This window comes from Allobosea sp. CCNWLY174, assembly GCF_037120455.1.
GTDB lineage: Bacteria > Pseudomonadota > Alphaproteobacteria > Rhizobiales > Beijerinckiaceae > Allobosea > Allobosea lupini.
In genome coordinates this window covers 21111-42915 of sequence record NZ_JBBBBQ010000011.1, presented here as the reverse complement: position 1 = coordinate 42915, position 21805 = coordinate 21111, and the positions used below count along the sequence as shown (strand labels likewise).

Below are 21805 nucleotides of genomic sequence, written 5' to 3'. Positions count from 1 at the left end.
CGCCTAAATTGGCGCCGAGCATCCTGGTTTCACTTGCGAAACCAAAGAACCAAAACGGGGCGGAAGTGGACCTCGGCCGTCATGCCACAGTACTGACCGCAGACCTGCGCGGTTGTCAGATGGGTCCCTCGGCCCTGGCTTCGACAATGGAAGATGGGGGAGGTCGCGAAGGCGCCGCCCCCGGAGCGCGCCGCGCATTGTCTCTACTGCAGCGCAGGCCAGGCCCTGCCCCGCCGGCCGCACGGCCCCGCCCTGGCGCTCCTGGCCGTACCCCGCGGCCGCTGCGCCCTAGGCAGTGGTGTAGCCGCGGCTGCGCCCAGCGCCCGCCGGCTAGCCCTGCGCTTCGGCCTGCCGCAGCATCGCGTAAGGATCGACCTCAAGCGCACGGGCGATGGCGATGAACTCGGCAACGTCGAGATGGCGGGCGCCGGCCTCGACGCGGAAGACGAAGTTGGTCGAGCGGCCGAGACGCCTGGCGAGATCGGCCTGGGTCAGGCCTTGGGCGCGGCGCGCCGTGATGAGCAGCGCCACGACGCGCGCGTGTAAGCCGGGCCGCATCAGAGCGCGGCGGGCTCGTCGATCGCCGCGATGACGTGCAGATCGGTCTCGCAGATGCCCTCGGCCTCGATCGCCCAGACGATCTCGTCGGCGTCGAGTTCGGCCAGCTCGGCCGCCCGTTCCAGCGTGACGATGGTCAGCGCCTGGGTGCGCAGATCGATCAGGCGGTACTGGTCCATGGCGTCGTCTCCGTCGTGTTCCGAAGACGATCGAAACACGCCCTGAGGCCGCGCATAATTTTGCGGGAGACAGGCTGATATTGCACCGAGCGCAGGATCACCGCGGCATCAATGAGCCCGCCAAGACCGCAAATGACGACGGGGAGCAGCGGCCCGGTGGCCGCCCTCCCCGTGTGACCGACCACATGCGCGAGCGCGGTCTACCTTGCTCTCAGCGCGTTCTACCTGCCCACGGCGTAGGCCCGGTCCAGCGCCGCCACGGCCGCCTCCCCGCCGCGAACAGCCTGGGTGTAGTGGCCGAGCGTCACGGTGGCGTTGGCATGGCCGGCGAGCTTGGCGACGAGGCCGACCTCGATGCCCTCCGCCTGCAAGGTCGAAATGAAGGAGTGCCGGGCCGAGTGCGGCGTGACATAGGGCAGGCCGAGCTTCTCGAACACCGGCTCCCAATAACGCTGGCGGAAGTTCTGGTAGAGCAGTGGCCCGCCGCCGCCGATCCGGGCGACCTTCGGCCAGGGCTGGAGCCGGCCCGGGCCGGGAAAGACGCGGTGCAGCTCCTTGCCCCGCCGCGGGCAACGGACGCGCCAGTCGAGCAGCATCGCTCGCAGCACGCCGCTCATCGGGATCTCACGCGTGCCGGCCTCGGTCTTGGTCATGTTGGTCAGCGAGCCGTCGCGCTCCTGGATGCGACGAATGCGGATGAGGTTCGCGTCGAAGTCGACGTCCTCCCAGAGCAGCCCGAGCTGCTCGGACGGCCGCGTCCCGGCGAGGAATGGGAAGGCGTAGTACAGCCCATGCTCGGGATCGGATCGTGCCGCCTCGACCAACTTGCCGATCTCGGTCGGCGTCAGGATCACCTTCTTGGTCTTGACCCGATTGCGCCCGAGGCCGCGCGGCATCGACGGGGCCCGCACCCGGAAATCCTCCTCGTTCAGGGCGAGGATCGAGATCAAGTGCGACTTCGCCCGGTTGGCGGTATACTGCCCCGAGAGCGCCGTCAGCTCGCGGTGCCAGGCGCGAATGCGCGCCGTGGTCAATTCGCTCGTCTTGATCTCGCCGAGCATCGGCACCAGCCGGCAGCCCTTCGGCACCTTGCCCGACGCTTTCCAGGCCAGCTTCGCCTTGGCCGGGCCGTCGAAGTAGGGCCCGCGAATGTGCTCGACCACGACCTTATAGCCCGCGAGCGTGTTCGGCTTCACCTTGCCGTCGCGATCGGCGAGCCAATGGTCGATGGCGGAGCCGACCGTCGGCGCCTTGCGCTCGTCGGCGTAGCTGTCCGACATGACCTTGGCGGTCAGATCGGCGCGCCGCGCCTCGGCGGCTTTCAGCGTCTCGTAGAACTCCTGGCGGCGGTCGCCCGAGATCGGCTCGCGATAGTTCAGGACGTAGCGCAGATGCTTCACGACCTCGCCCGACTTGAGTTTGCGGCGGCGAACCCGCCTGGTAATGTTGGCCCGGAATGTCATCATGACCTCGAAAGATGAAAAACGCTCAGAAAATCACGGCCGAGGAACCCGCACAATTAATCACCGGGCGCCGGATAGATTCAGAGCACTCGAATTGAAACCACGAGCGTAACCACTAACTTTCGTATTACGCTCGAACGCCGTGTTGGCGAGGCTCGCGATATCTCGCATTATTGCCTCGCCGAGGTTGAAATCGCAGTGCGACGTGACCCGGTGGCGGGTGTGGCGCGTAGGGTGCTGCCCTGTAGCCAGGGCAGCCAGTAGGGGATCCCTCCCCCCGCGGCAGCGAGCGCACCGCCGCGGGGGAGCATCACGACCGCCACGCCGTCACGTCTCGCTGACTGGCATGCTCCCCTCGCGCAGGCGAGCATACTGCTCGCTCGTGCCGACCCAGATCCGTTTGCCGTAACGGGTCTTGTCGCCGAACTCGACGACAAGTCCGGCTTTTGCCATGGCCGGCGCAAGCCGGACGAGATGCCTCGAGAGCGCTGAGGGAGTCTTGGGGAGATTGCGGTCCCCGGAGGCTGTGATCCTTTCGAACAGTCCGCCCACATAGTCGTCGAGCGGCTTGAGCGAAGTGAGATTGCGCAGCTTGATGACGACGGCATCGTCGTTCACGCGCTCGATGAACACCTCATCCTGCGCTTCCTTAACCGCTGCGACGAGCGAGCCCGGCTCGAAACCAAAGGCCGGCTCTGCGGCTGCGATCCAGAGTGCCGCGTCAGCCATGCGAAGCCCCCTCGGCGCCTCAACGGTGTCGCGGTTCTTCAGCGCTGCTGCGACGCCATAGTAGAGCGCCCCGAGGATGCGGGGCTGGGCCTCCGTGAAACGCTCCATGAGGACGTCTTCTAGCTGGCGTCCACTATCTGACATCACAGGAAGCCGGAGCGGAATCGCGCGCTCGAGAAGGTCAGGCCGGCTCGCGTAGCCGGAAATGCCGTTCATGACGATCGGGCGCGAATAGCTCAGCACGTTGAGGTCGCCGTCGGTGTACAGCGCCCGAACCCCGATTCCGCCGCCGGTGGAGAGGGTGCACAAGGCGTCGGACATCTCGTTTGTGACGTGCGACGCGTTGTCGAAGTTCAGGAGGCGGAACTCCTTCGCCTGCACCATCAGATCGCGCACGCTGTCCGGCATGCGCATGCGCATGGCATTGTTCGGGTCGATCAGCATCTTGGCGATGTGAGCGACCACACTCTTGCCGGAACCCTGCTGGCCTTCGATCAGCAGGGGCTGATAAGGGCCGCCGGGCCGAAGCGCATTGATCAAGAAGGCGACAAGCAGGCGGAAGTTCTTCTCGTCGAGTGACAGCAGTTGCTGGAGTTCACGAATGTCACCGCCGCGCGCTGGTTCGGGCAGGGCAAGGAAGCCGCTGCTGCGGAGGAAGTGGAAGTTCGGGCGATCGACGATCGCCCACCCTTCCCCGACGATCCGAACGCAGCGGCCGCTAGCGGTGCCCAGATCAACCTCGACATTCCTGGCGTCTCCCGCGACGCGCAGGTTGATGGCCTGCTCCTTCCCCTCGAACACCGCGAGAGCTTCGAGCGTCGAAATTGCTTCGCTCAGCGGCCCGTGGCTTACCGGCTTGCCGAGTTCCTCATGAAGGCGATGGCGCAGATAGAGCCGAAACCCTGTCGAGTTCAGCCGGTATACCGTCCTGCCCGCCCCGGACGGCACCGAGGCATAGGCCACCTTGTGGGAGTCATGGAAGAGCACGATGCCTTCCGCCTGCCCAATGGCGACAAGCCGCGCCGTCAGGGATTTCGCCTCGTCGCCGTCGCTGTCGCCGAACCCTTTCTCGCGAGCCGAAGCAATCCATCCCGGCAATTCCTCAAGGGAGTTGCCCTGATAACCCTCCGGTAACAGAGCCTCGACGACGCCCCAAATCTGCTCATTTGTAGCCTGAGCACGCATAAGCTTCGCGACGAGGGTCAAACCGGCGTCGTGCGTTCCCGCCCCCTTTTGCAGTACGAGCACTTCCGGGCACGCGATTAGGGCCGAGATCACATCGATCTGCTGCATGTCGAACACCGGCAGCTCTTCGGGCGGCGTCTCGGCCAGATCACGGCCGACAGCTTCGTAAGGAGCATTCGTGTCCGGATGGAGCGTAGGGTTCAGCACTGTCTGACGGCCACCGGCCAGGAAGTCGATGTCACCGAGATCGGCGAGGCCCTTCAGCTTTTTCGACTTCGGCTTCTGGTCCTTGGGAATCAGCCCGAACAGCGTCACCCCCTTCTTGCCGCGTTTCCCGACGTTCGCGTTGGGCAACAACGCCCGGACCGGAGCGACGAGAAGGTCAGAGTCGACGTCGACAGCGACCGTCAGCATGCCGGGCACCAGCTCGGCGCCCTGCAGAACGCCGATGCCGTGATGACCGAATTCTTCCAGCATTTGCTTCTGGCGCGCTTCACCGGGAATGGAGGAGAGATATCCAGTCCAGGCGTCGAAGGACGGCTTCTTGGTTCCCGGACGAACCGGGACAACTGGGTAGCGCTTCGCCCACATCTTCGGGGCAATCTCTGCAAAGACGTTCATGATGAAGTTCTCTATCGACAAGCAGAACCCGTTCGCGGAGGGACTGCCTCCGCGCTGCAAGGTTCAGTGGGTTTCGGTAAGGGCGTTTGCTAGTTGTGGACGCGGATGCGCGCTTCGATGTCGCGCAGCTTCACGTACTTCCGGCCATTCAGCAGGGAATAGGTTGGAAGCTCACCGCGCGCCGCAGCGCGCTGGATCTTAAAGTAAGGCAAGCCGAGCGCATCCGCAGCTTGCTTATACGTGATGAGTCGATCAGGAGGATGGTCTTTAACATTGTCCATGGCGAGTTCTCCAGCGGGCCGGCACCAAGCCGACCGAGGAGCACAGAACCAAGAACGCTACGCCACTAATTCCCCCTCAACGGCAAAGTAGGAAAAGTTCTTCGCCAACCGGCGGCAAGCCCTCGACACCGAGCGAGCAAGCGTACTCCATCTCTTTCACGCTGAAATTTTTTTGCTGGAAGGTCGATTTAAGCGAGTTCTTATTCTGCTTGCTCAGGATTTCCCTGAACCACTGGGCAGGAAAGCCGCCAACGCCCTTCAGGCGGATAATGCGCTGGATGAGTTCCACAGCCTCAGCATCGGCCTTGTCGCGCCTATCCCAACCCTTTGCGGTCGGAAGCAGGACGTGAGCCAACCACCTCCGCTGTTGAATTAGATCGCGCGCTCGGGCGCTTGCTGCTCCCGCCCGCGCCATTTCCAAGACCGGACTATCATCCATCTGATAGTTTACAGTGTGGCCGAAGCTGAACATCAGAACACCCCAGAGTTGGACGAGCTCCGGTGTGAAATTCCGCCCCTCTATCAGCTCCCACACCCGATCAAGATGCGCTCGGCCGAGATCGTAGTAGTGCTCGCGCTGATCATTGTCGGCTGACGCCTCGCGATAGCGGATGCATGACTGAGAACTCGCTTGGTATCGGCTCTCAAAAAGTGCCTCATCGCGTGTCTGCAAACGGAGCCTCAGGGTCTGCACCGCGTGCCTCCAATTTTCCTCCATCAGGTGCCAGAAATGATCCTCGTCTCGCGGGATCATTGTAAATTCTTCCTGAAACACAGCCTACGGTCCTGTTTGCAACGTATCCCGGCTGGAGAGCCGACCACTCCCTCCCTATAGCGCATGCACTGGACCTGCCAGGCACCGTCACACCCATCACAGCGTCACGGAAAATGCGACGCCCGTGGTGGCAGTGACGCAGCCCAGTGGCTAGCCTGCCCTAGCTGTAGGGGGAGGAGCCTCCGCGCGCGCCCGCGCGTGCGCGTAGTCGACGCCGCTTCCCAGTTCACAGCATGCGCAGCATGGCATGCACGTGACCGCATGGTCGCGCCGCTGCGAAGTCGCGCGACGGAATTGCCCTTACGCTTCTTCAAAGTCCGGATCCTCTGGCAGCGGCGCGAACGGATCAACCTCGGGAAAGAGCTTCTTCTCCCGCAGCCAGTCGCCAAATCTGGCCGGGTTCACGGCGCGCTCGATTGAGGCGAGGCGCTTGCGAGCCCATTCCAACATGCGCTTCGTTTCCGAATCTTCGATCGGCGCGGCCCAATCTATCCAAGCACTAAGGTCACGTGCTTTCGCCTGAAGCAGGACAATCTCCGCAATCAGGGCGTCTCGCTCATCCTCGCGCTTACGACGCTGCTCGGCCAATCTCTGATTTTCGTCAGCGCGAAGCGAAAGCCGGCGCTCCCGCTCCCGTTCAATCTTCCGCAACCGGTCGGCTTCCAAGCGCTTCTCGAACGCGATGACGATGTCATCAACCTGATCTTCTAAGGAGAATGTCTTGCGGTCTTGCCAGTCGAGACGGCTGCCGTGGCTGCCCCACAGCGACATTGATAGCTTGAGAGTGCCAGTCAGCAGGTAATCAAACTCGGGATACGCCTTGCTCCAGTACCAACTGTAATTCTCGCCTCCCGAGCGGAGTCGGCGCGCCTCCTGCTGCAACTCGTAGTCAGTCGGAACGTGCTTCAGCTTCGCAACCTTCTCCGACAGCCTGAAATCGACCGACTCGTCGCCGCGGGTAGCAGTGAACCATTGGCGAGAGAGCTTGATGCCGATCCCGCGCGTCTCCAAGTCACGGAAAATCTTGTCGAGGACGAAGATGACACGCTCGACGGAGGGAAGGCCGATCGACGTATAGGGAATCGTTTCGCCGCCGACGATGACGACGCCATGGTCGTCAGGCTTCTTGGTACGAAGCTCTTTCGCCACGGCCAGAAGAGTGTGATGTGGCTGGGCGACCGTGACCCACGCGACATCGCTCGGCCGAGCCTTTCTGGGGAGCTCGTGCATCGGCGCAGCTGGCGGACGAATAGGTGCCGGCTTAGCGATAGGAAGGGGTGCGATCGGCTTGCTGCCGCTGAGGGTGATCACCTCGAGCGTCCCGTCCATCGTCGATGTGAAGATGGCCTGTTTGGCTTTCTTTCCTGCCGCTCTGTCACGCCAGAATGCGGCCGTTGGTAATGGCACGCGGTGATTTTCGCAGATCTGCCGAATCTGCCATTCGGAGATGCCGAGGTGTTCGGCAACTTGCGGCATCTCGTGCGACCAAATCAGCTCATAGAGTTGGCGGCGGGTCAGGTCGGAAGTCATGGCGAAACCGAAAAGCAGCAGACGAGTCGCCGTCAGGGTGTCGTCTCAATCGGATTTTCGTGAGACAGGAAAACTCCGCGGTTACCTCGCGGTTGCAGTCTCGCGCGTCAACGCTATTCCACCAGCGTCCGGCAGCTTCACGCCAGTCCATTCAATGTAATTTGGAGCGGAGCGACTCGCGTGAATTCAAATTGACAGGGATGAACGGTAGTGAAATATAAGAACAGAATAGTAATTCCCTTGCCAAGGTTGGGGTCGAGGGTTCGAATCCCTTCGCCCGCTCCAGACAATCTCAAGGCTTGAGAGGCATGTAAGCGTCGGGTTTCCCGGCGCTTTTTGCTTTTTGGGTCTGAGTGGTTCGGGGCGAATTCCGAGGGGCTCCAAAAGCCCGTGGTTACCTCGCGGTTACAAGTTGGGCTCGAAGTCGTGCCGGGCTCCTCAAATGCGCCCCGCTAATCCTCACTGTTTGAAGCAGTTTTCCCGATGCCACCACAGGAGATGTGGATGCGGGCGGTCATGGGCTCGCAGTGGCGGTAGTGCTCGACCTGTCCTGTTGATGAAGCTGCGTATCCCATCTGCATCGTTGGCCTGCCGGGAGATGAGGATGTCGAGATCGTCCGACAGGCTGATCAAGCCGCGATCGAACATCCAGTGAGCAGTGCCTAACAAGGCGAGGCCGTTGTTGACGATGTCAGGCCCCTTCGCCTCGACGGGGCGAATGTGAGCCGCGACGACCTCGGCCCGGCCGCCGCCATTGATCAGCTTAAGACCAGTGATCGAACAGCGTTCGTCCGGATCCTCTGGTAGTGGCGTGAACCAGTCGACCTCAACAAGCCGCGCCTGGCGGAGGAGAGAGACAATTTTGCGTCTGACCGGTGTCACATCGGCGCCGTCGGCCCTCCTAGCTCCGCCGAATGAGCGTGCAGGTGACGACGCTTCCGCCTTCGCCTCAGCCACAGACCGAATGCGAATGGCAGCAACGCGCTGATGGCGAGCGGCCCTGCATGTGGAAGAAGGTCGATGCTGTAGAATTTCCCGATCCCCCACACGGCCACCGCAAAAAGACAGACGCTGATCAGGCCATAAGTCAACGCCGAGCCGACGGGTTCGGGAGCATAGCCGGAGCCCGCGACTTCGGCCTCTATGCTTTGGTGATCAATGGGGTTCAATGCGATACGACGGCAAAAGCCAGCGACATGACTGCAATGAGCCCGCCATAGGCCAGCCAGACCGGATATCGGCTCAAAAGCACAACCCAGTACAAGTTCCAATGCGACACGACGTTGGTCATTGCTGGTTCCGAAATTCTGCTCTGGCGAATATGCCCGGCCCTTGCATTAGCGGCGCGATTTTGAACCGGGGTCCGAAATCGTGCCTGCCAAGCTCACACGAAGGCGCACTGCCTGGTTCCGTTCGCTAAGTGATTTCCGCAGTCCGATCGTCGGGAGAGCTGAGACACCGGCTATCGCCGAAACCTGACCTCAGACGCGTTCAATTACACGCCCTGCAAACGTCAGATGGTCCGCGCCGATCGACGTGATCCTGATATGGCACCGCCCACCGTCGTCGGTCTCGAGCATCAGGTCGCCTTGAAGGTCGGCGAGAATCAATATGCTCGGGTCGCAGATGAGCTTGCCCGATCTCTCAGTCGACATATCGCAGACCATCTCGGCGCGCTGTCCTGTCTTCGTAATCAAACGAGCCATGGGTCGGTTCCTTCTGCGCGAGGGCGGGCACACCGCACACGCTCGGGATGACAGCCTGCCAATCATGTCCCTGTCTGCAAGCGTAGCGAGCCTTCGATATGGGAAATCATCGCTTGAATCGGTAGAGGCAAAAAATAATATGCGACCAAATCCTTAGGAATGGAGATATTGTCGCACGAGATCAACGTTATAAGGAAAATGATCATTAGAAAAATATGAGAACATAACTGCATTTAAGAGAATTTTTGAGAGATAATTATTTTTTTACCTTGTAACAGATGAACTTTATCCCATATCCGAGCGTGATCGGTCGGTATTGAAATGCTGGCCGGGAGCGGTCGGGCGGTCGCCTGGCACGCCTTTCCCCGTTCGTCGGAAACCTCCGACTGGATCGTTGTTTAGGAAGGAGACCCCAGTGACCAATCGCACCACGCAGGTCTCCGTCCACTTTTCGCGCCCATTCTTGCTGCCCGACTTCGAGGCACCGCTGCCGACCGGGGAATACCGGGTCGACTATGACGAGGAATCGATCGAGAGCGCTTCAAGGCTGGCCTGGCGGCGTGTGGGCGGCTTCATCCATTTGCCGGCGATCGGAATGCCCGGGTCCTTACACCAGATGATTCCGATCGAGCCGGCTTATCTCGCTGCAGCCCTTGAAAAGGACCAGCGGCTGCCTTGATCGGCAGGAGTTGAACGGTCCGGGCCGAAGGTCGGTCGCCCATGTAAAGACAAGGCCCGCAAAGAACGGTCCCTTCGCCGAAATCCATGCCTTGCCGGCCCCGCCGCAGCCTCATTCGACAATCCCGTCGAACCGTCGAAGCCCGGCGATATTGGAGTTCGCCATGGTCCTCGAACTGGCTCGCTTGCAGGCCGTGCCGAAACCCTGGGGGTCACACGACCTCCAGCCATGGAGCGGTATCGATCATCATGACGTCGCCATCGGCGAAATCTGGTTACAGCGCGACGATTCGGCTCTTGACCCCGCTCTGCTGCTCAAGTTGCTGTTCACACGCGAGGCGCTGTCGATCCAGGTGCATCCGGATGACGAGGCAGCCCACGCGATGGGGCTTGCCCGCGGCAAGACCGAAGCCTGGTATGTGCTCGCTGCCGAGCCCGGTGCCATGGTGGCGCTCGGCTTGCAGTCATCGCTCTCGCAGGCGCAATTGCGAGACGCTATCAAGGACGGCTCGATTGCCGAGCGCATGTCGTGGCGAACCGCGGTGGCGGGAGATGTGATCTTCGTGCCGGCGGGGACGATCCACGCAATCGGTCCGGGCCTCGTGCTCGCCGAGATTCAGCAGCGCAGTGACACGACCTTCCGCCTGTTCGATCAAGGGCGCCAGCGCGAGCTCCATATCGAGCTCGGTGTTGCCGCCGCCTATGCCGGACCGGCTGCAAAACAGGTGCCGGCGCGCCGGCTGAGCGACGCCAGGACGCTGCTTCTGGCGACCTCGTTTTTCACCCTCGAGCGCTTCGAGCTCCCGCCGGAATCCCTATGGGAATTGCGCGCGCAGGCCGAGACCTGGCTGCTGGTGATCGCCGGAGAGGGCCGGATCGGGCCGTGGCGGGCGCACATGGGCGAAGGCTGCTTCGTGCAGGACGAGACAACGCATCTCGCCGCCGGGCGAACGGGCCTGACCTGCCTGATCGCCTATGACGCCGCCCTGCCCAAGCGCGACCTTTTGCGGCCGATCGCAGCTCAAAACCCCACCATCCCGGCCCACAGCACGAGTCACCGGCCCCTGCTACTCGCCGCCCTGGCGAAAGTGCAGAGTCCAACCGTAGAGGCACGATCATGACCGCACTCGACAGGATCGCCTTCATCGGCAATTCGCTGCCACGCCGCTGCGGCATCGCGACCTTCACCACGGATCTGCAGCAGGCGGTCGCCGCATCGGCCCCCGATCTGGCGACCTCGATCGTGGCGATGAACGATGGCGACGGTTACGACTATCCAGGCTCTGTCGGGTTCCAGATCCGCGACGAGCGGATAGAGGACTATGCGAGCGCTGCCGACTTCCTGAACGAGGGCCGGTTCGACATCGTCTCGCTGCAGCATGAATTCGGCATCTTCGGTGGCGAAGCGGGCGCGCATGTCGCCGGATTGCTGGCACGGCTGACGATGCCGGTTGTCACCACGCTTCATACCGTCCTGTCGAAGCCGAGCCCCGCGCAGCGCGGCGTCATGGAGCGGATCGTCGATGCCTCGTCGCGCGTCGTCGTCATGGCGGAGAAAGGCCGCGACATGCTGCGCACCATCTACCGGCTTCCCGCCGACAAGATCGAGGTGATCGCGCATGGCATCCCCGATGTCGCCTTTGTCGAGCCTGACGAGGCCAAGGCCAGGCTCGGTTTCGCCGGCCGCTCGGTGATCCTGACTTTCGGTCTGCTGTCGCCCAACAAAGGCATCGAGGTGATGATCGATGCGATGCCGTCGATCCTGAGACGCCGGCCCGATGCCGTCTATGTCGTCCTGGGAGCCACCCACCCCCATCTCGTCCGCGAGCAGGGCGAAACCTATCGCATCGGCCTGCAGAAGCGCGTCCATGAACTCGGCATCGAGGACCACGTCGTCTTCCTCGATCAATTCGTCGACCGCGAGACGCTGCTCGGCTTCATCGCAATGTGCGACGTCTACGTCACGCCCTATCTCAACGAGGCGCAGATGACCTCGGGCACGCTGGCCTACAGCTTCGGGCTCGGAAAAGCGGTCGTCTCGACGCCGTATTGGCATGCCCAGGAATTGCTCGCCGATGGCCGCGGCGTGCTGGTGCCGTTCAGCGACGTCGTCGCGACCGGCAACGAGATCGCAGGATTGCTGACCGACTCGACCAGGCGGCAGGCCATGCGCCGGCGCGCCTATGCCAGCAGCCGCTCTATGACATGGGAGCAGACCGCAAAGCGCTATCTCAGCACATTCGAGACGGCGCGGCGCAGCCGTTTGCTGAACGTGGTTGCGGGGACGGCGCAGGCAAGACCACCCCTTCTGCCTTCCGCGCCGCCGGAGTTGCGGACGGATCACCTGCACTGCATGTGCGACGACACTGGACTCTTCCAGCACGCCGTTCATTCCGTGCCGGACCGCGCACACGGCTACTGCGTCGACGACAATGCCCGGGCGCTGCTGCTGTCCTGCCTTCTCGGCAGCGCCGGCGAGCGGCACCTAGCCGAGCCTCTGACGGCGCGGTTCGCCTCCTTCGTCCAGCATGCCTGGAACCCGCAGGCGCGGCGCTTCCGCAACTTCATGGGCTTCGATCGGCGCTGGCTCGAGGAGGTCGGCTCGGAAGACAGCCATGGCCGGACGCTCTGGGCTCTCGGCGAATGCGCGCGCAGCGACACCAGCCCGTCACGGCGGCGCTGGGCCGCGGCGCTGTTCGCCGAAGCGCTGCCAGCGGCCGAGAGCTTCAGTTCGCCTCGGGCCTGGGGATTCGCCCTGCTCGGCCTCGACGCTTACTGCGCCGTGGTCGCCGCGCCATCCTCCACCATCCAGCTGCGCACCCTGCTGGCGGACCGTCTGCTCGCCCTGCTGTCGACGGTCCAGACGCCGGACTGGGTCTGGTTCGAGGAAGGTCTCTCCTATGACAATGCGCGGTTGCCACAGGCCTTGATCGCCACCGGGCTTTCGATGCAGGTTCCCGCCTATGTCGATGCCGGCTTGCGCTCGCTGCGTTGGCTGGTTGGGGTGCAGAGCACACCTGCCGGCCTGTTCCGACCGGTGGGTTCGGAGAGCTTCGGCGACAGGCTCAGCCCACCGAAGGCGTTCGACCAGCAGCCTCTGGAGGCCACGGCGACCATTTCGGCCTGCCTTGCCGCCTGGCGCGCCGATGGTGACGCGCAATGGCGGACGGAAGCATTGCGCGCCTTCGCCTGGTTCATGGGCGAGAACGACCTGTCGACACCGCTCGTCGATCTTGAAACCGGCGCCTGCCGCGATGGTCTCCACCGCGATCGGCCGAATGAGAACCGCGGCGGTGAATCCGTGGTATCCTACCTTCTCAGCCTCGCCGAGATTCGCCAGCTCTCCCGCATGAGTGGGGACCGCCCGAAACTGGCGCCGCTTCGGGTCTTGCACGCCTGAGCCTTCGGCGATCCGCACAAACCGAACTGGGGCCGCCTTGCCGCAAGCCACCTTCCTGAACCTGCAGGCTTTGCATCTGCATCCCGATCCCGCTCGGGTCGTGGTGCGTCGCTTCGGGCCCTCGCCCGATCCGCGCGACATGAACCCGACCGACAAGCTGCGCGCGAACCACATCGTCGCGCGCGTGATGGGGCTGGACCAGGAGGCGGCGGCAAGCCAGCTCGCCGAGGTGCTGGAGAACTTCAATGGCCGGCACCGGAACTTGCTGGAGCGCTTCGAGGCGCGCGCCGACGAGATGGAGGAGGTGTTCACCACGCATTGCAAGTTCAGCAGGACGCAACGCCAGCTGGTCGGATCCTATTTCCTGCACGAGTACTCGTTCGAGGCGGCAGCCCTCTTCAATCCAAGCATTGTCTCGCACCCCGACCAGTCCGGTGCTCCGCCTGGCGGGCGCCGCTTCATCCTCAGCCTGCGCGCGGTCGGCGAGGGGCATATCTCGTCCCTGACCTTCCGCTCCGGCACGATCGCGGCCGACGGCAGCCTGAGCGTCGATCCGACCTCTCGCCTCGCGACGATCGCGACCTTCCGCAATCGCATGGTGCGCCTCGACGGCGACGATGTCGAAGTGGCGTTCGCCCCGGACGGCGACATCAGCGAGCGGGTGATCTTTCCGATCACGGCCTCGCAGTCGAACGGGATCGAGGATGCGCGCTTCGTCGAGTTCGATGAGGGCGGGCGCAGCGTGTTTCGCGCGACCTACACAGCCTATAACGGCAGGGGGATACGCTCCGAGCTGATCGAGACGAACGACTTCCTGTCGTTCCGGATGTCGCCGCTGCGGGGCAGCGCCGCCGTGAACAAGGGCATGGCGCTGTTCCCGCGCAAGATCGCCGGCCGCTACGCCATGATCGCGCGGCAGGACAATGAGAATCTCTATCTCGTCTATTCGGACGACCTGATGAACTGGGACGGCGGCGTCGCGATCCTGAAGCCGCAATACCCCTGGGAGTTCATCCAGATCGGAACTTGCGGCTCCCCGATCGAGCTCGACGAAGGCTGGCTCTTGTTCACCCATGGCGTCGGGCCGGTGCGGCGCTATGCGATCGGCGCCGTCCTGCTCGACAAGCAGGATCCGTCGAAGGTGCTTGCGCGTTCGCGCGAGCCCCTGGTCCGGCCGGAGCCGTCCGAGCGCGAGGGCTATGTTCCCAATGTCGTCTACACCTGCGGTGCGATGCGCCACCGGGACCAGATCGTCCTCCCCTATGCGGTTTCCGACACCTACTGCAATTTCGCGACGATCAGGATCGAGGCGCTGCTGCAGGCCCTGAGCCCGGTCAGCGCCGACGAAACGCATGATCTGCGGCAGGGCGCCTTCCCTGAGAAAGAGCATGAACATGACCCAAGATAAGCCCACGACCCACCGCTCGATCACGCCGGGAGACATGGTCCGGCTGTCCTTCGGCTTCGCCGATCAGTCCGGTGCGGGTGACTACGAGATCGTGCGGATCATGCCGACGCGGGCGAGCGGTGAGCGCGAATACCGCGTTCGCGGCGCCGACGGCCATGAGCGGGCGATCGGCCATGACCAGATTGTTTCGGACAGCCCAGGATCGGTGCGCAGCCGCGTCGTGTGACGCTTGCTCAAGGCGCGTCTCCTACCCCACGCCGACCCACTCCGGAGAAGACACTTGGCAGAGAACTCGAAATCCCGCGTGACCGCAGATGCTGCGTTCCTGAGAACGCAAACCCAGTCGTTGTCGCGCAATCGCGTGCTGTCCGAAACGGACACCATCAATCAGGCGCGCGACGCCAACACGGCGCGCTTGAGGGCATTGCGGCTGCAGAAGGAGGCCGTCGACCGAGCCGCTGCAGCGTCGGCGCCCAAACGCAAACGGCCTGTCTGACGCGCTTGATGACGGTCTCCGGGGACCGACCACTAGACCACGCTCCGGATTGGTTAATGCCCGCCCCTTGAGCTCCTCGGATCGGGGGCCGACGAACGGAGATCGCTTGGACATCGACGTGACACGTAAGCCGGATGGAACGGCCTGGCTGCTGACCGACCTGCTGGGTCGAGCGATGGGATATGTCGAGGACAGGGCGGAGGGCGAATTCATGATCTACCCTGCCGGCCAGGCGATCGAAACGATGCAGGCCATGCGGCGAGGCCCATTCGGGTCGCTCGATGCCGCGCTGGCCGAGATCGAGCGCTTTACCCGGGGAACCTGCCGGCGCGTTGTCGACGATGAGCGGCCCGATTCCGATGACTGAGCAAGGCCGTCCAGCGGCGCGCAGACGCTGGCTAGGCCGAAACGGGCTTGGAACGCTTCGCAAGCCTTTTGATCGGGGTGTCGTCCGGCAGCTCGATCAGCTTCGCCTTGCGCGACGCCCTGGCCTGGTCGGAGATCGGCAGTTCCGACAGCGCCTCATCGATATGCCGGCCGGCCAGCGAACGCGCAGCCCGCTGCTGCCGCTTTCTGACGACATTGCGCGGAGCATCCGCCGGCAGCGACAGCTCCATGTCGTGGTCTGCGACCGGCGGCCTCCCTGTCTCGGGGGCCGGATCGGGACGGGTCGATGGAAACTTGCGGAGATTGGTCATGAAAAGCGAACTGTCGCCGCGGGGTTATTGTTCCGGTTTGCAGCGAGATTGCTGGGAAAGCTGACCGTTGTCTCCCGGCCGCGCGCGCTGAGGCGATAATGCCCACGCCATGGTGGCAGAGCGGCGTGATCTACCAGATCTATCCGCGCTCGTTCCAGGACAGCAACGGCGATGGGATCGGCGACCTCCCGGGTATCACGCGGCGGCTGAACTATATTGCCGAACTCGGCGTCGATGCGATCTGGATTTCGCCGATCTACCCCTCGCCGATGGCCGATTTCGGCTACGACGTCTCCGATTACTGCGACGTCGATCCTCGCTTCGGCACGCTCGCCGATCTCGACGACCTGCTGGCGCAGGCCCATGCGCGCGGGCTTAAGCTCCTGCTGGATTTCGTGCCAAACCATACCTCCGACCGGCATCCCTGGTTCGCCGAAAGCCGCTCCTCGCGCAGCAATCCGAAACGGGACTGGTATCTCTGGCGCGATCCTGCCCCCGGGGGCGGGCCGCCCAACAACTGGATCAGCGATTTCGGCGGCCCTGCCTGGGAATGGGACGAGGCCAGCGGCCAGTACTACTATCATGCCTTCCTGAAGCAGCAGCCGGATCTCAACTGGCGCAACCCGGCCGTACAGGCAGCGATGCACGACGTGCTGCGCTTCTGGCTCGACCGCGGCGTCGACGGCTTCCGCATCGACGTGCTTTGGCACCTGATCAAGGCGGCCGACTTCCCCGACAATCCGCCGAACCCGGCCTACGCACCAGCGCTCGGCGAGATGGATTGCCTGCTCCAGCTGCATTCGACCGACCAGCCCGAGGTCCACGACATCGCAGCCGGCATGCGTGCCCTCGCGGATGACGATCAGGCCGCGGGACAGGGCGAGCGCCTGTTGATCGGGGAGATCTATCTGCCGGTCGAGCGGCTGATGCACTATTATGGCGAGGATCGGCCTGGCGTGCATCTGCCCGGCAATTTCCAGCTGATCGAGGCGCCTTGGCAGGCGCGGGCGCTGGCGGCGCTCATCATCGCCTACGAGGCGGCGCTGCCGCCTGGCGCGTGGCCCAACTGGGTCCTTGGCAATCATGACCGACCGCGCGTCGCGACCAGATTGGGAGGAAGCCAGGCTCGGGTCGCAGCGATGCTGCTATTGACCCTGCGTGGCACGCCCACCCTCTATTATGGCGATGAGGTCGGGCTGAGAGATGTGCCGATCCCACCCGACCAGGTCCAGGATCCACGCGAGCTACGCCAGCCCGGCAAGGGCCTCGGGCGCGATCCGGTCCGCACGCCGATGCCGTGGGACGCCAGTGCGCATGCCGGCTTCAGCACCGCTGCGCCCTGGCTGCCGCTCAACGCCGACTGGCCAGCCCGGAACGTGGAGCGTCAATCGGCCGAGCCGGGCTCGATGCTGGCGCTGCATCGCCAATTGCTCGCGGTCCGACGCACCCATCCTGCTCTGGCTATCGGTGATGTCGCGCTGCTGGATGCCGAGGGTGATATACTCGCCTATGAGCGCCGGCATGGTGCGGAGCGGCTGATCGTGGCGCTCAATCTCGCGGCGAGGCCGCAACGCCTGGCCTTGCCGGACTGGGCGCATGGTTGCCGCCCCCTCCTGTCCACGCTCGCCGATGCGGCGCCGGTGCAGGACGGCGCTTTGCTGCTGCGGCCGAACGAGGGCGTGATCCTGACGCTCGCCGACTGACCAGAGGGAGGGGCGAACGGATGCGCATCGCCATGCTGGCGCCGATCTCCTGGCGCACGCCGCCGCGCCACTACGGCCCCTGGGAGCTGGTGACGAGCCTGTTGACCGAGGCTCTGTTGGCGCGCGGCGTCGACGTCACCCTGTTCGCCACAAGGGACAGTCATACGGCGGGCACCTTGGCCGGCATCTGCCCGGCGCCGTACTCCGAAGACCCGACGATCGACGCCAAGGTCTGGGAGCTGCTGCACGTCGCCCATGTCTTCGAACGCGCCGGCGAGTTCGATATCATCCACAACCAGGCCGATTTTGTGCCGCTCGCCTTCTCGCGCCTGGTCAACACGCCGGTGGTGACGACGATCCACGGCTTCTCCTCGGAGCGCATCCTGCCGGCCTTCAAGGCCTATGAGGACCGGGCCCATTATGTCGCGATCAGCGCCGCGGACCGGCACCCCGATCTGCGTTATGCCGCGACGATCCATCACGGCATCAGGATCGAGGATTTTCCGTTCGATCCGGTAGGGAGCGAGGACCTGCTCTTCTTCGGCCGCATCCACCCCGACAAGGGAGCGGCCGAGGCGATCGCCGCCGCGCGCGCAGCCGGCCGGCGGCTGGTCATGGCCGGCATCATCCAGGATCGCGGCTACCACGACGCGCAGGTCGCGCCCGCGCTCGAAAGCGAGAGCGTGGTCTATCTCGGACCAGTGGGCGGCAGCGCCCGCACGCAAACGCTCGGCTCCGCCAAGGCGTTGCTGCACCTGATCACCTTCGAGGAGCCGTTCGGATTGTCGGTCATCGAGGCGCTTGCCTGCGGCACGCCCGTCATCGCCTCCCGCCGCGGCTCGATGCCGGAATTGATCGAGCACGGCGTGACCGGGTTCCTGGTCGATAGCATTGAGGAGGCCGTGGCTGCGATCGCACGCCTATCCGAGATCGACCGCTCTGCCTGCCGGGCAGCCGTTGCGGCGCGCTTCACCGTCGAGCGAATGGCCGATCGCTATCTCAAGCTTTATCGGTCCATCCTCGGATGAACCACATGCTGCCGGCGGGGGAGTCGCGCGGCTCCCAAGGGATCCCCGCGGAGAAATAACGTGCGCTTTCCTCAGCCCTGGCCTAGGCTGCAACTCTGCTTCGACAGGACTCGCCTGGGTTCGCCCCCAGGTAGCCGCGGCAGCTGCTAGCCGGCCGCACTGCACCGAGCCCTTGCTCGCCCCTCCTGAGTGACATCCGCGCCTGCTGTTTCGCATGCGCATTTCAATGGGCGGCTGCCTGCGAGGCGCCCAGCTTCGGCCGGCACGACCCGAGAGATCGCGCCCCGCGATCTCCGAACGAGGACGAGAACGGCATGTCTAAAGGCGAACGACGCGGAAACCGAGAGGCCAAGAAGCCGAAGCAGGACAAGCCTAAACTTGCAGCTCCCGCCCCCAACAGTCTTGCCGCTGTGGTCGTGAAGGCCGCAGCGCCAAAGAGGAAGTAGCGTTCAGTGCTCTCGGCAGCGGTCTGATGGACCGAGTTCATGCTGCGAGTGTCAGCGAACCGACAGGGACAATGATGATCCGTTTCAGGACGATCGAGCCGAAGCCGGCCGCAAACACCAATAAGCCGACGAACATCCCGACAGCCGCGCCGGCCGAACCCGCGCCGGCTGCCGGCAAGGTCACGCCGCGGCAAACCGACGTCCCCGGGAAGCCGGGGGGCCAGTCGCCGGGGGAGAAACGCGAGCACAATTAAAAGTCGGCAGCAGTCAATCGATGGTAGCTCTGGCGCTTGCGGGAATAGGCTGCCCCAGCAGCCTTCTGGATGGTCGCGAGATGGCCATCATACGCCCGCAGCATCGACGCTTCGCCCGGCCCGGCTGACGAGTCGATGCTGCGCAACGCTCCGAGCTCGACCTCGAATGCAATCTCCAGGGCCGAATCGGAGCCCCAGAAGCACACACAGTTCCGTGCGGCGTCATATCGCCGGATCGGATTGGGAAAGTGGAGGCTCATCGGATCATCCTCCAGGGTTGACCAGGTTCAGGCGCGCCGCCGGTGCGCTGGGATCGTTGTCACGCGACGCCGAGAGGCTGCGTCGCGCGACAAGGTGCAGGCCGGTCGCAATCCCGCGCGACGAATGGAGCCGGCTCAGGTTTTCGGAACGCCCAGGGCTGCCGCGCAGGCCTTGGCTACGTCCGAATCTGGCGAAGGACTCCCGGGCATTGTCGCCCATCCACCTTTCGCGATGAAATCCCCCTGCTGCCAGGAACTGATCTTCTTGAGTTCTACGAGTTGCTCGGTCGCGTTGGCCTGCTGCTGGAACTTCGCCACGCAGATTGGCGAGAGCGCAGCCACAAGAGCGGTGCCCGAACGTGCCCTGGCTTCTCGCTCCGCCGTGCTGTGCGTCACCCACCCGCCCCAGGTGAAACCGATGATCGCAAGGGCAATAGCCCCGCCGACGGCGCCCCAGGCGGCCGGCTTCAGTTCTGCTGGAATTTTCATGATCTCGGACTTTCCGAACCGGAAGAAAATCTCCCGTAGAAAAGCATATCACGGTTTGAGAGTGACTGATCATCATTTGATTCGATTCAATTATTTCTTCAACGACATATTTAGATGAAGCATCGGAATATTCGACGAGCCCCATTTTCTTCGATGATCGCGACGTGTCGATCCGGCATACGGGTCTCTGCGGCGTGCATCTGGCAATGGCCCGGCGCTGATGCGGCTATAGCCATCTGCCTGGCGTGGAACAGAGCTGCCCTTCACAAGTTGGGCTGAGATCGAGCGGCCATCGGGCCATCCACAATGCGCCGCAGGCGGCGCCCTGAAAGTACTATCCACATGACAGATTATACCGCCCGTGGCGTCGCCGACGGCACTGCTGCACGCGCGTCCTCCGCTGTGTCCTGGAGCGCTGTACTGGGAGGTGCCGTCGTCAGCGCGTCGATCTCCCTTATGCTCCTCGCCGCCGGCGCCGGGCTTGGCTTCACCTCCGTTTCGCCCTGGTCGAGCGCTGGCGTCACCGCCACGACGTTCGGCATCGCTGCCCTGGCCTGGCTGGCAATTGTTCACCTTCTGGCGGCCGGTGCCGGCGGCTATCTCGCCGGCCGGCTGCGCACCAAGCGCGTCGGTCTCCACACTGATGAGGTCGCGTTCCGCGACACGGCGCACGGCTTCATGACTTGGGCCGTCAGCGCGATTGTCACCGCACTGCTGCTGGCCTCGACCGCGTCTGCGATCATTGGCGGCACAGCACGGCTTGGCGCCAGCGCAGCGTCAGGGGTCGCATCGTCCGTCTCCGGCATGGCGGGCCAGGCGGCCGGTCGCATCGATCTGACAAATCTGGACCCCTCCGCGTACTTGACGGATTCCCTGTTTCGTACCGACCGTCCGGCTCCGTCGTCGACCGACGCTGCCCCGGCCCGCGCCGAGGTCGGCCGGATCGTCGCGATGAGCATCCGCAATGGCGACATGGCGCCTGCCGACAAGACCTATGTCGCGAGCGTGATCGCGGCTCAGACCGGCATCAGCCAGCCTGATGCCGAAAGGCGCATCAACGACGCCATAGCCAAGACGAAGGAAGTCGCCGCCAAGGCCGAGCAGACGGCTCGCGAGACGGCCGACATTGCCCGAAAAGGCGCTGCTTCCTTCGCCCTGGCAACCTTCATCGCGATGCTGATCGGAGCGCTGGCTTCAAGCTATGGCGCAACTGTCGGAGGCCGTGCCCGCGACAAGGTCGAGGCCTGATCCCCAAGCCTGCACCCTTAAAACCTGGAGAGACAAACATGGCCACGACTGCACCCAAAGCCCTCGACGACATGTTCCATGACATGCTCAAGGACGTTTATTACGCCGAGAAGCAGATCCTGAAGGCGCTGCCCAAGATGGCGAAGGCAGCCAAGTCCCCGGACCTGAAAAAGGCCTTCGAGACCCATCGCACCGAGACCGAGAACCATGTCGAGCGCCTGAGCGACGTGTTCGAAGCGATCGGCAAGGCGCCCCGTGGCAAGACCTGCGACGCGATCCTCGGCATCCTCGAGGAAGGCAAGGCCGTGATGGAGGACTACGCCGACAGCCCGGCCCTGGATGCCGGTCTCGTCGCCTCCGCACAGGCGGTCGAGCACTACGAGATGACCCGCTACGGCACGCTCAAATCCTGGGCCAAGCAGCTTGGCCACAAGGAGGCGGTTGCATTGCTGGATGCGACCCTCGCCGAGGAGACCAAGACGGACAAGCTGCTGACGCAGCTCGGCGAGCCGGCCAACTCGGCGGCCGTCGCCAAAGCGGCCTGATCCGCAGAGGTATCAGGAAAGGCTCGCCGAGCAGTGTTCGGCGAGCCTTTCCTTGGCGTTGTCACATTGTCTGCAGGCGCCCTTGCTATCGACGTCGTTCCGTTATGGATTCGAGCCACATGGCG

The 21805-nt window shown here is 63.8% G+C and carries 24 protein-coding genes and 1 pseudogene; 12 read left to right on the top strand and 13 right to left on the bottom strand.

Annotated features, from left to right (window positions below):
• Positions 1-330: 330 nt before the first annotated feature.
• The 10 genes and pseudogenes from V7S63_RS24555 to V7S63_RS24510 all read right to left on the bottom strand — a co-directional run bounded on the left by V7S63_RS24555 (position 331) and on the right by V7S63_RS24510 (position 9027).
• Positions 331-531, bottom strand: a complete 201-nt coding sequence (locus V7S63_RS24555; protein ID WP_336532154.1) for a helix-turn-helix domain-containing protein — start codon at positions 529-531, stop codon at positions 331-333.
• Between the two features lie 26 nt (positions 532-557).
• Positions 558-737 (bottom strand): hypothetical protein, encoded by a 180-nt coding sequence (locus V7S63_RS24550; RefSeq protein ID WP_336532153.1) that lies wholly within the window; start codon positions 735-737, stop codon positions 558-560.
• A 221-nt stretch (positions 738-958) separates the two neighbouring features.
• The gene (locus V7S63_RS24545; protein ID WP_336532152.1) at positions 959-2200 is read right to left on the bottom strand and encodes a site-specific integrase; all 1242 of its coding nucleotides are present in this window, start codon (positions 2198-2200) and stop codon (positions 959-961) included.
• Between the two features lie 327 nt (positions 2201-2527).
• Complete coding sequence (locus V7S63_RS24540; protein WP_336532151.1) at positions 2528-4735, bottom strand: bifunctional DNA primase/polymerase; 2208 nt, start codon at positions 4733-4735, stop codon at positions 2528-2530.
• A gap of 89 nt (positions 4736-4824) precedes the next feature.
• A complete protein-coding gene (locus V7S63_RS24535) occupies positions 4825-5016 on the bottom strand; it encodes a hypothetical protein (RefSeq protein WP_336532150.1) in 192 nt (63 codons plus the stop codon).
• Between the two features lie 76 nt (positions 5017-5092).
• Entirely contained in the window at positions 5093-5770 is a 678-nt protein-coding gene (locus tag V7S63_RS24530; protein ID WP_336532149.1) for a hypothetical protein, read from the bottom strand.
• A gap of 321 nt (positions 5771-6091) precedes the next feature.
• Positions 6092-7321 carry a hypothetical protein gene (locus V7S63_RS24525; protein ID WP_336532148.1) on the bottom strand — a complete coding sequence of 410 codons (1230 nt, stop codon included), beginning with the start codon at positions 7319-7321 and terminating at the stop codon, positions 6092-6094.
• A gap of 459 nt (positions 7322-7780) precedes the next feature.
• Positions 7781-8113: pseudogene (locus tag V7S63_RS24520) on the bottom strand (HNH endonuclease); the annotation flags it as partial.
• A 373-nt stretch (positions 8114-8486) separates the two neighbouring features.
• Positions 8487-8612 carry a hypothetical protein gene (locus V7S63_RS24515; protein ID WP_336532147.1) on the bottom strand — a complete coding sequence of 42 codons (126 nt, stop codon included), beginning with the start codon at positions 8610-8612 and terminating at the stop codon, positions 8487-8489.
• A 190-nt stretch (positions 8613-8802) separates the two neighbouring features.
• A complete protein-coding gene (locus V7S63_RS24510; RefSeq protein WP_091842436.1) occupies positions 8803-9027 on the bottom strand; it encodes a hypothetical protein in 225 nt (74 codons plus the stop codon).
• Positions 9028-9442: 415 nt separating this feature from the next.
• On the opposite strand from V7S63_RS24510, the gene V7S63_RS24505 reads away from it, so the two are divergent.
• The 7 genes from V7S63_RS24505 to V7S63_RS24475 all read left to right on the top strand — a co-directional run bounded on the left by V7S63_RS24505 (position 9443) and on the right by V7S63_RS24475 (position 15376).
• Positions 9443-9706 carry a hypothetical protein gene (locus tag V7S63_RS24505; protein ID WP_336532146.1) on the top strand — a complete coding sequence of 88 codons (264 nt, stop codon included), beginning with the start codon at positions 9443-9445 and terminating at the stop codon, positions 9704-9706.
• A gap of 163 nt (positions 9707-9869) precedes the next feature.
• Positions 9870-10826 carry a class I mannose-6-phosphate isomerase gene (locus V7S63_RS24500; protein WP_336532145.1) on the top strand — a complete coding sequence of 319 codons (957 nt, stop codon included), beginning with the start codon at positions 9870-9872 and terminating at the stop codon, positions 10824-10826.
• Positions 10823-13105 carry a glycosyltransferase family 4 protein gene (locus tag V7S63_RS24495; protein ID WP_336532144.1) on the top strand — a complete coding sequence of 761 codons (2283 nt, stop codon included), beginning with the start codon at positions 10823-10825 and terminating at the stop codon, positions 13103-13105. The genes V7S63_RS24500 and V7S63_RS24495 overlap by 4 nt, the downstream gene beginning before the upstream one ends.
• Positions 13106-13142: 37 nt before the next feature.
• Positions 13143-14513 (top strand): glycoside hydrolase family 130 protein, encoded by a 1371-nt coding sequence (locus tag V7S63_RS24490; protein WP_336532143.1) that lies wholly within the window; start codon positions 13143-13145, stop codon positions 14511-14513.
• Positions 14500-14739, top strand: a complete 240-nt coding sequence (locus tag V7S63_RS24485; RefSeq protein ID WP_158673494.1) for a hypothetical protein — start codon at positions 14500-14502, stop codon at positions 14737-14739. The genes V7S63_RS24490 and V7S63_RS24485 overlap by 14 nt, the downstream gene beginning before the upstream one ends.
• A 54-nt stretch (positions 14740-14793) precedes the next feature.
• Complete coding sequence (locus tag V7S63_RS24480; RefSeq protein WP_091842449.1) at positions 14794-15009, top strand: hypothetical protein; 216 nt, start codon at positions 14794-14796, stop codon at positions 15007-15009.
• A gap of 106 nt (positions 15010-15115) precedes the next feature.
• Entirely contained in the window at positions 15116-15376 is a 261-nt protein-coding gene (locus tag V7S63_RS24475; protein WP_091842452.1) for a hypothetical protein, read from the top strand.
• Positions 15377-15407: 31 nt separating this feature from the next.
• Here V7S63_RS24475 and V7S63_RS24470 read toward each other — a convergent pair whose 3' ends face one another.
• Positions 15408-15707: a hypothetical protein gene (locus V7S63_RS24470; RefSeq protein WP_336532142.1), complete on the bottom strand. Its 300-nt coding sequence runs from the start codon at positions 15705-15707 to the stop codon at positions 15408-15410.
• A 95-nt stretch (positions 15708-15802) separates the two neighbouring features.
• On the opposite strand from V7S63_RS24470, the gene V7S63_RS24465 reads away from it, so the two are divergent.
• The 3 genes from V7S63_RS24465 to V7S63_RS24455 all read left to right on the top strand — a co-directional run bounded on the left by V7S63_RS24465 (position 15803) and on the right by V7S63_RS24455 (position 19138).
• Complete coding sequence (locus V7S63_RS24465; RefSeq protein ID WP_336532266.1) at positions 15803-17410, top strand: alpha-amylase family glycosyl hydrolase; 1608 nt, start codon at positions 15803-15805, stop codon at positions 17408-17410.
• Positions 17411-17430: 20 nt separating this feature from the next.
• A complete protein-coding gene (locus V7S63_RS24460) occupies positions 17431-18438 on the top strand; it encodes a glycosyltransferase family 4 protein (protein ID WP_336532141.1) in 1008 nt (335 codons plus the stop codon).
• A 517-nt stretch (positions 18439-18955) separates the two neighbouring features.
• Positions 18956-19138, top strand: a complete 183-nt coding sequence (locus tag V7S63_RS24455) for a hypothetical protein (RefSeq protein WP_336532140.1) — start codon at positions 18956-18958, stop codon at positions 19136-19138.
• Here the strand turns inward: V7S63_RS24455 and V7S63_RS24450 are convergent.
• Both V7S63_RS24450 and V7S63_RS24445 read right to left on the bottom strand, forming a co-directional pair.
• Positions 19135-19398 (bottom strand): DUF1488 family protein, encoded by a 264-nt coding sequence (locus V7S63_RS24450; RefSeq protein ID WP_336532139.1) that lies wholly within the window; start codon positions 19396-19398, stop codon positions 19135-19137. The genes V7S63_RS24455 and V7S63_RS24450 overlap by 4 nt on opposite strands.
• Positions 19399-19533: 135 nt before the next feature.
• Positions 19534-19887: a hypothetical protein gene (locus V7S63_RS24445; protein WP_336532138.1), complete on the bottom strand. Its 354-nt coding sequence runs from the start codon at positions 19885-19887 to the stop codon at positions 19534-19536.
• Positions 19888-20193: 306 nt separating this feature from the next.
• Here V7S63_RS24445 and V7S63_RS24440 point away from each other — a divergent pair, with 306 nt between their 5' ends.
• Together V7S63_RS24440 and V7S63_RS24435 are read left to right on the top strand one after the other, a co-directional pair.
• The gene (locus V7S63_RS24440) at positions 20194-21135 is read left to right on the top strand and encodes a hypothetical protein (protein WP_336532137.1); all 942 of its coding nucleotides are present in this window, start codon (positions 20194-20196) and stop codon (positions 21133-21135) included.
• A gap of 38 nt (positions 21136-21173) precedes the next feature.
• Positions 21174-21680 carry a YciE/YciF ferroxidase family protein gene (locus tag V7S63_RS24435; protein ID WP_091842470.1) on the top strand — a complete coding sequence of 169 codons (507 nt, stop codon included), beginning with the start codon at positions 21174-21176 and terminating at the stop codon, positions 21678-21680.
• Positions 21681-21805: the final 125 nt, after the last annotated feature.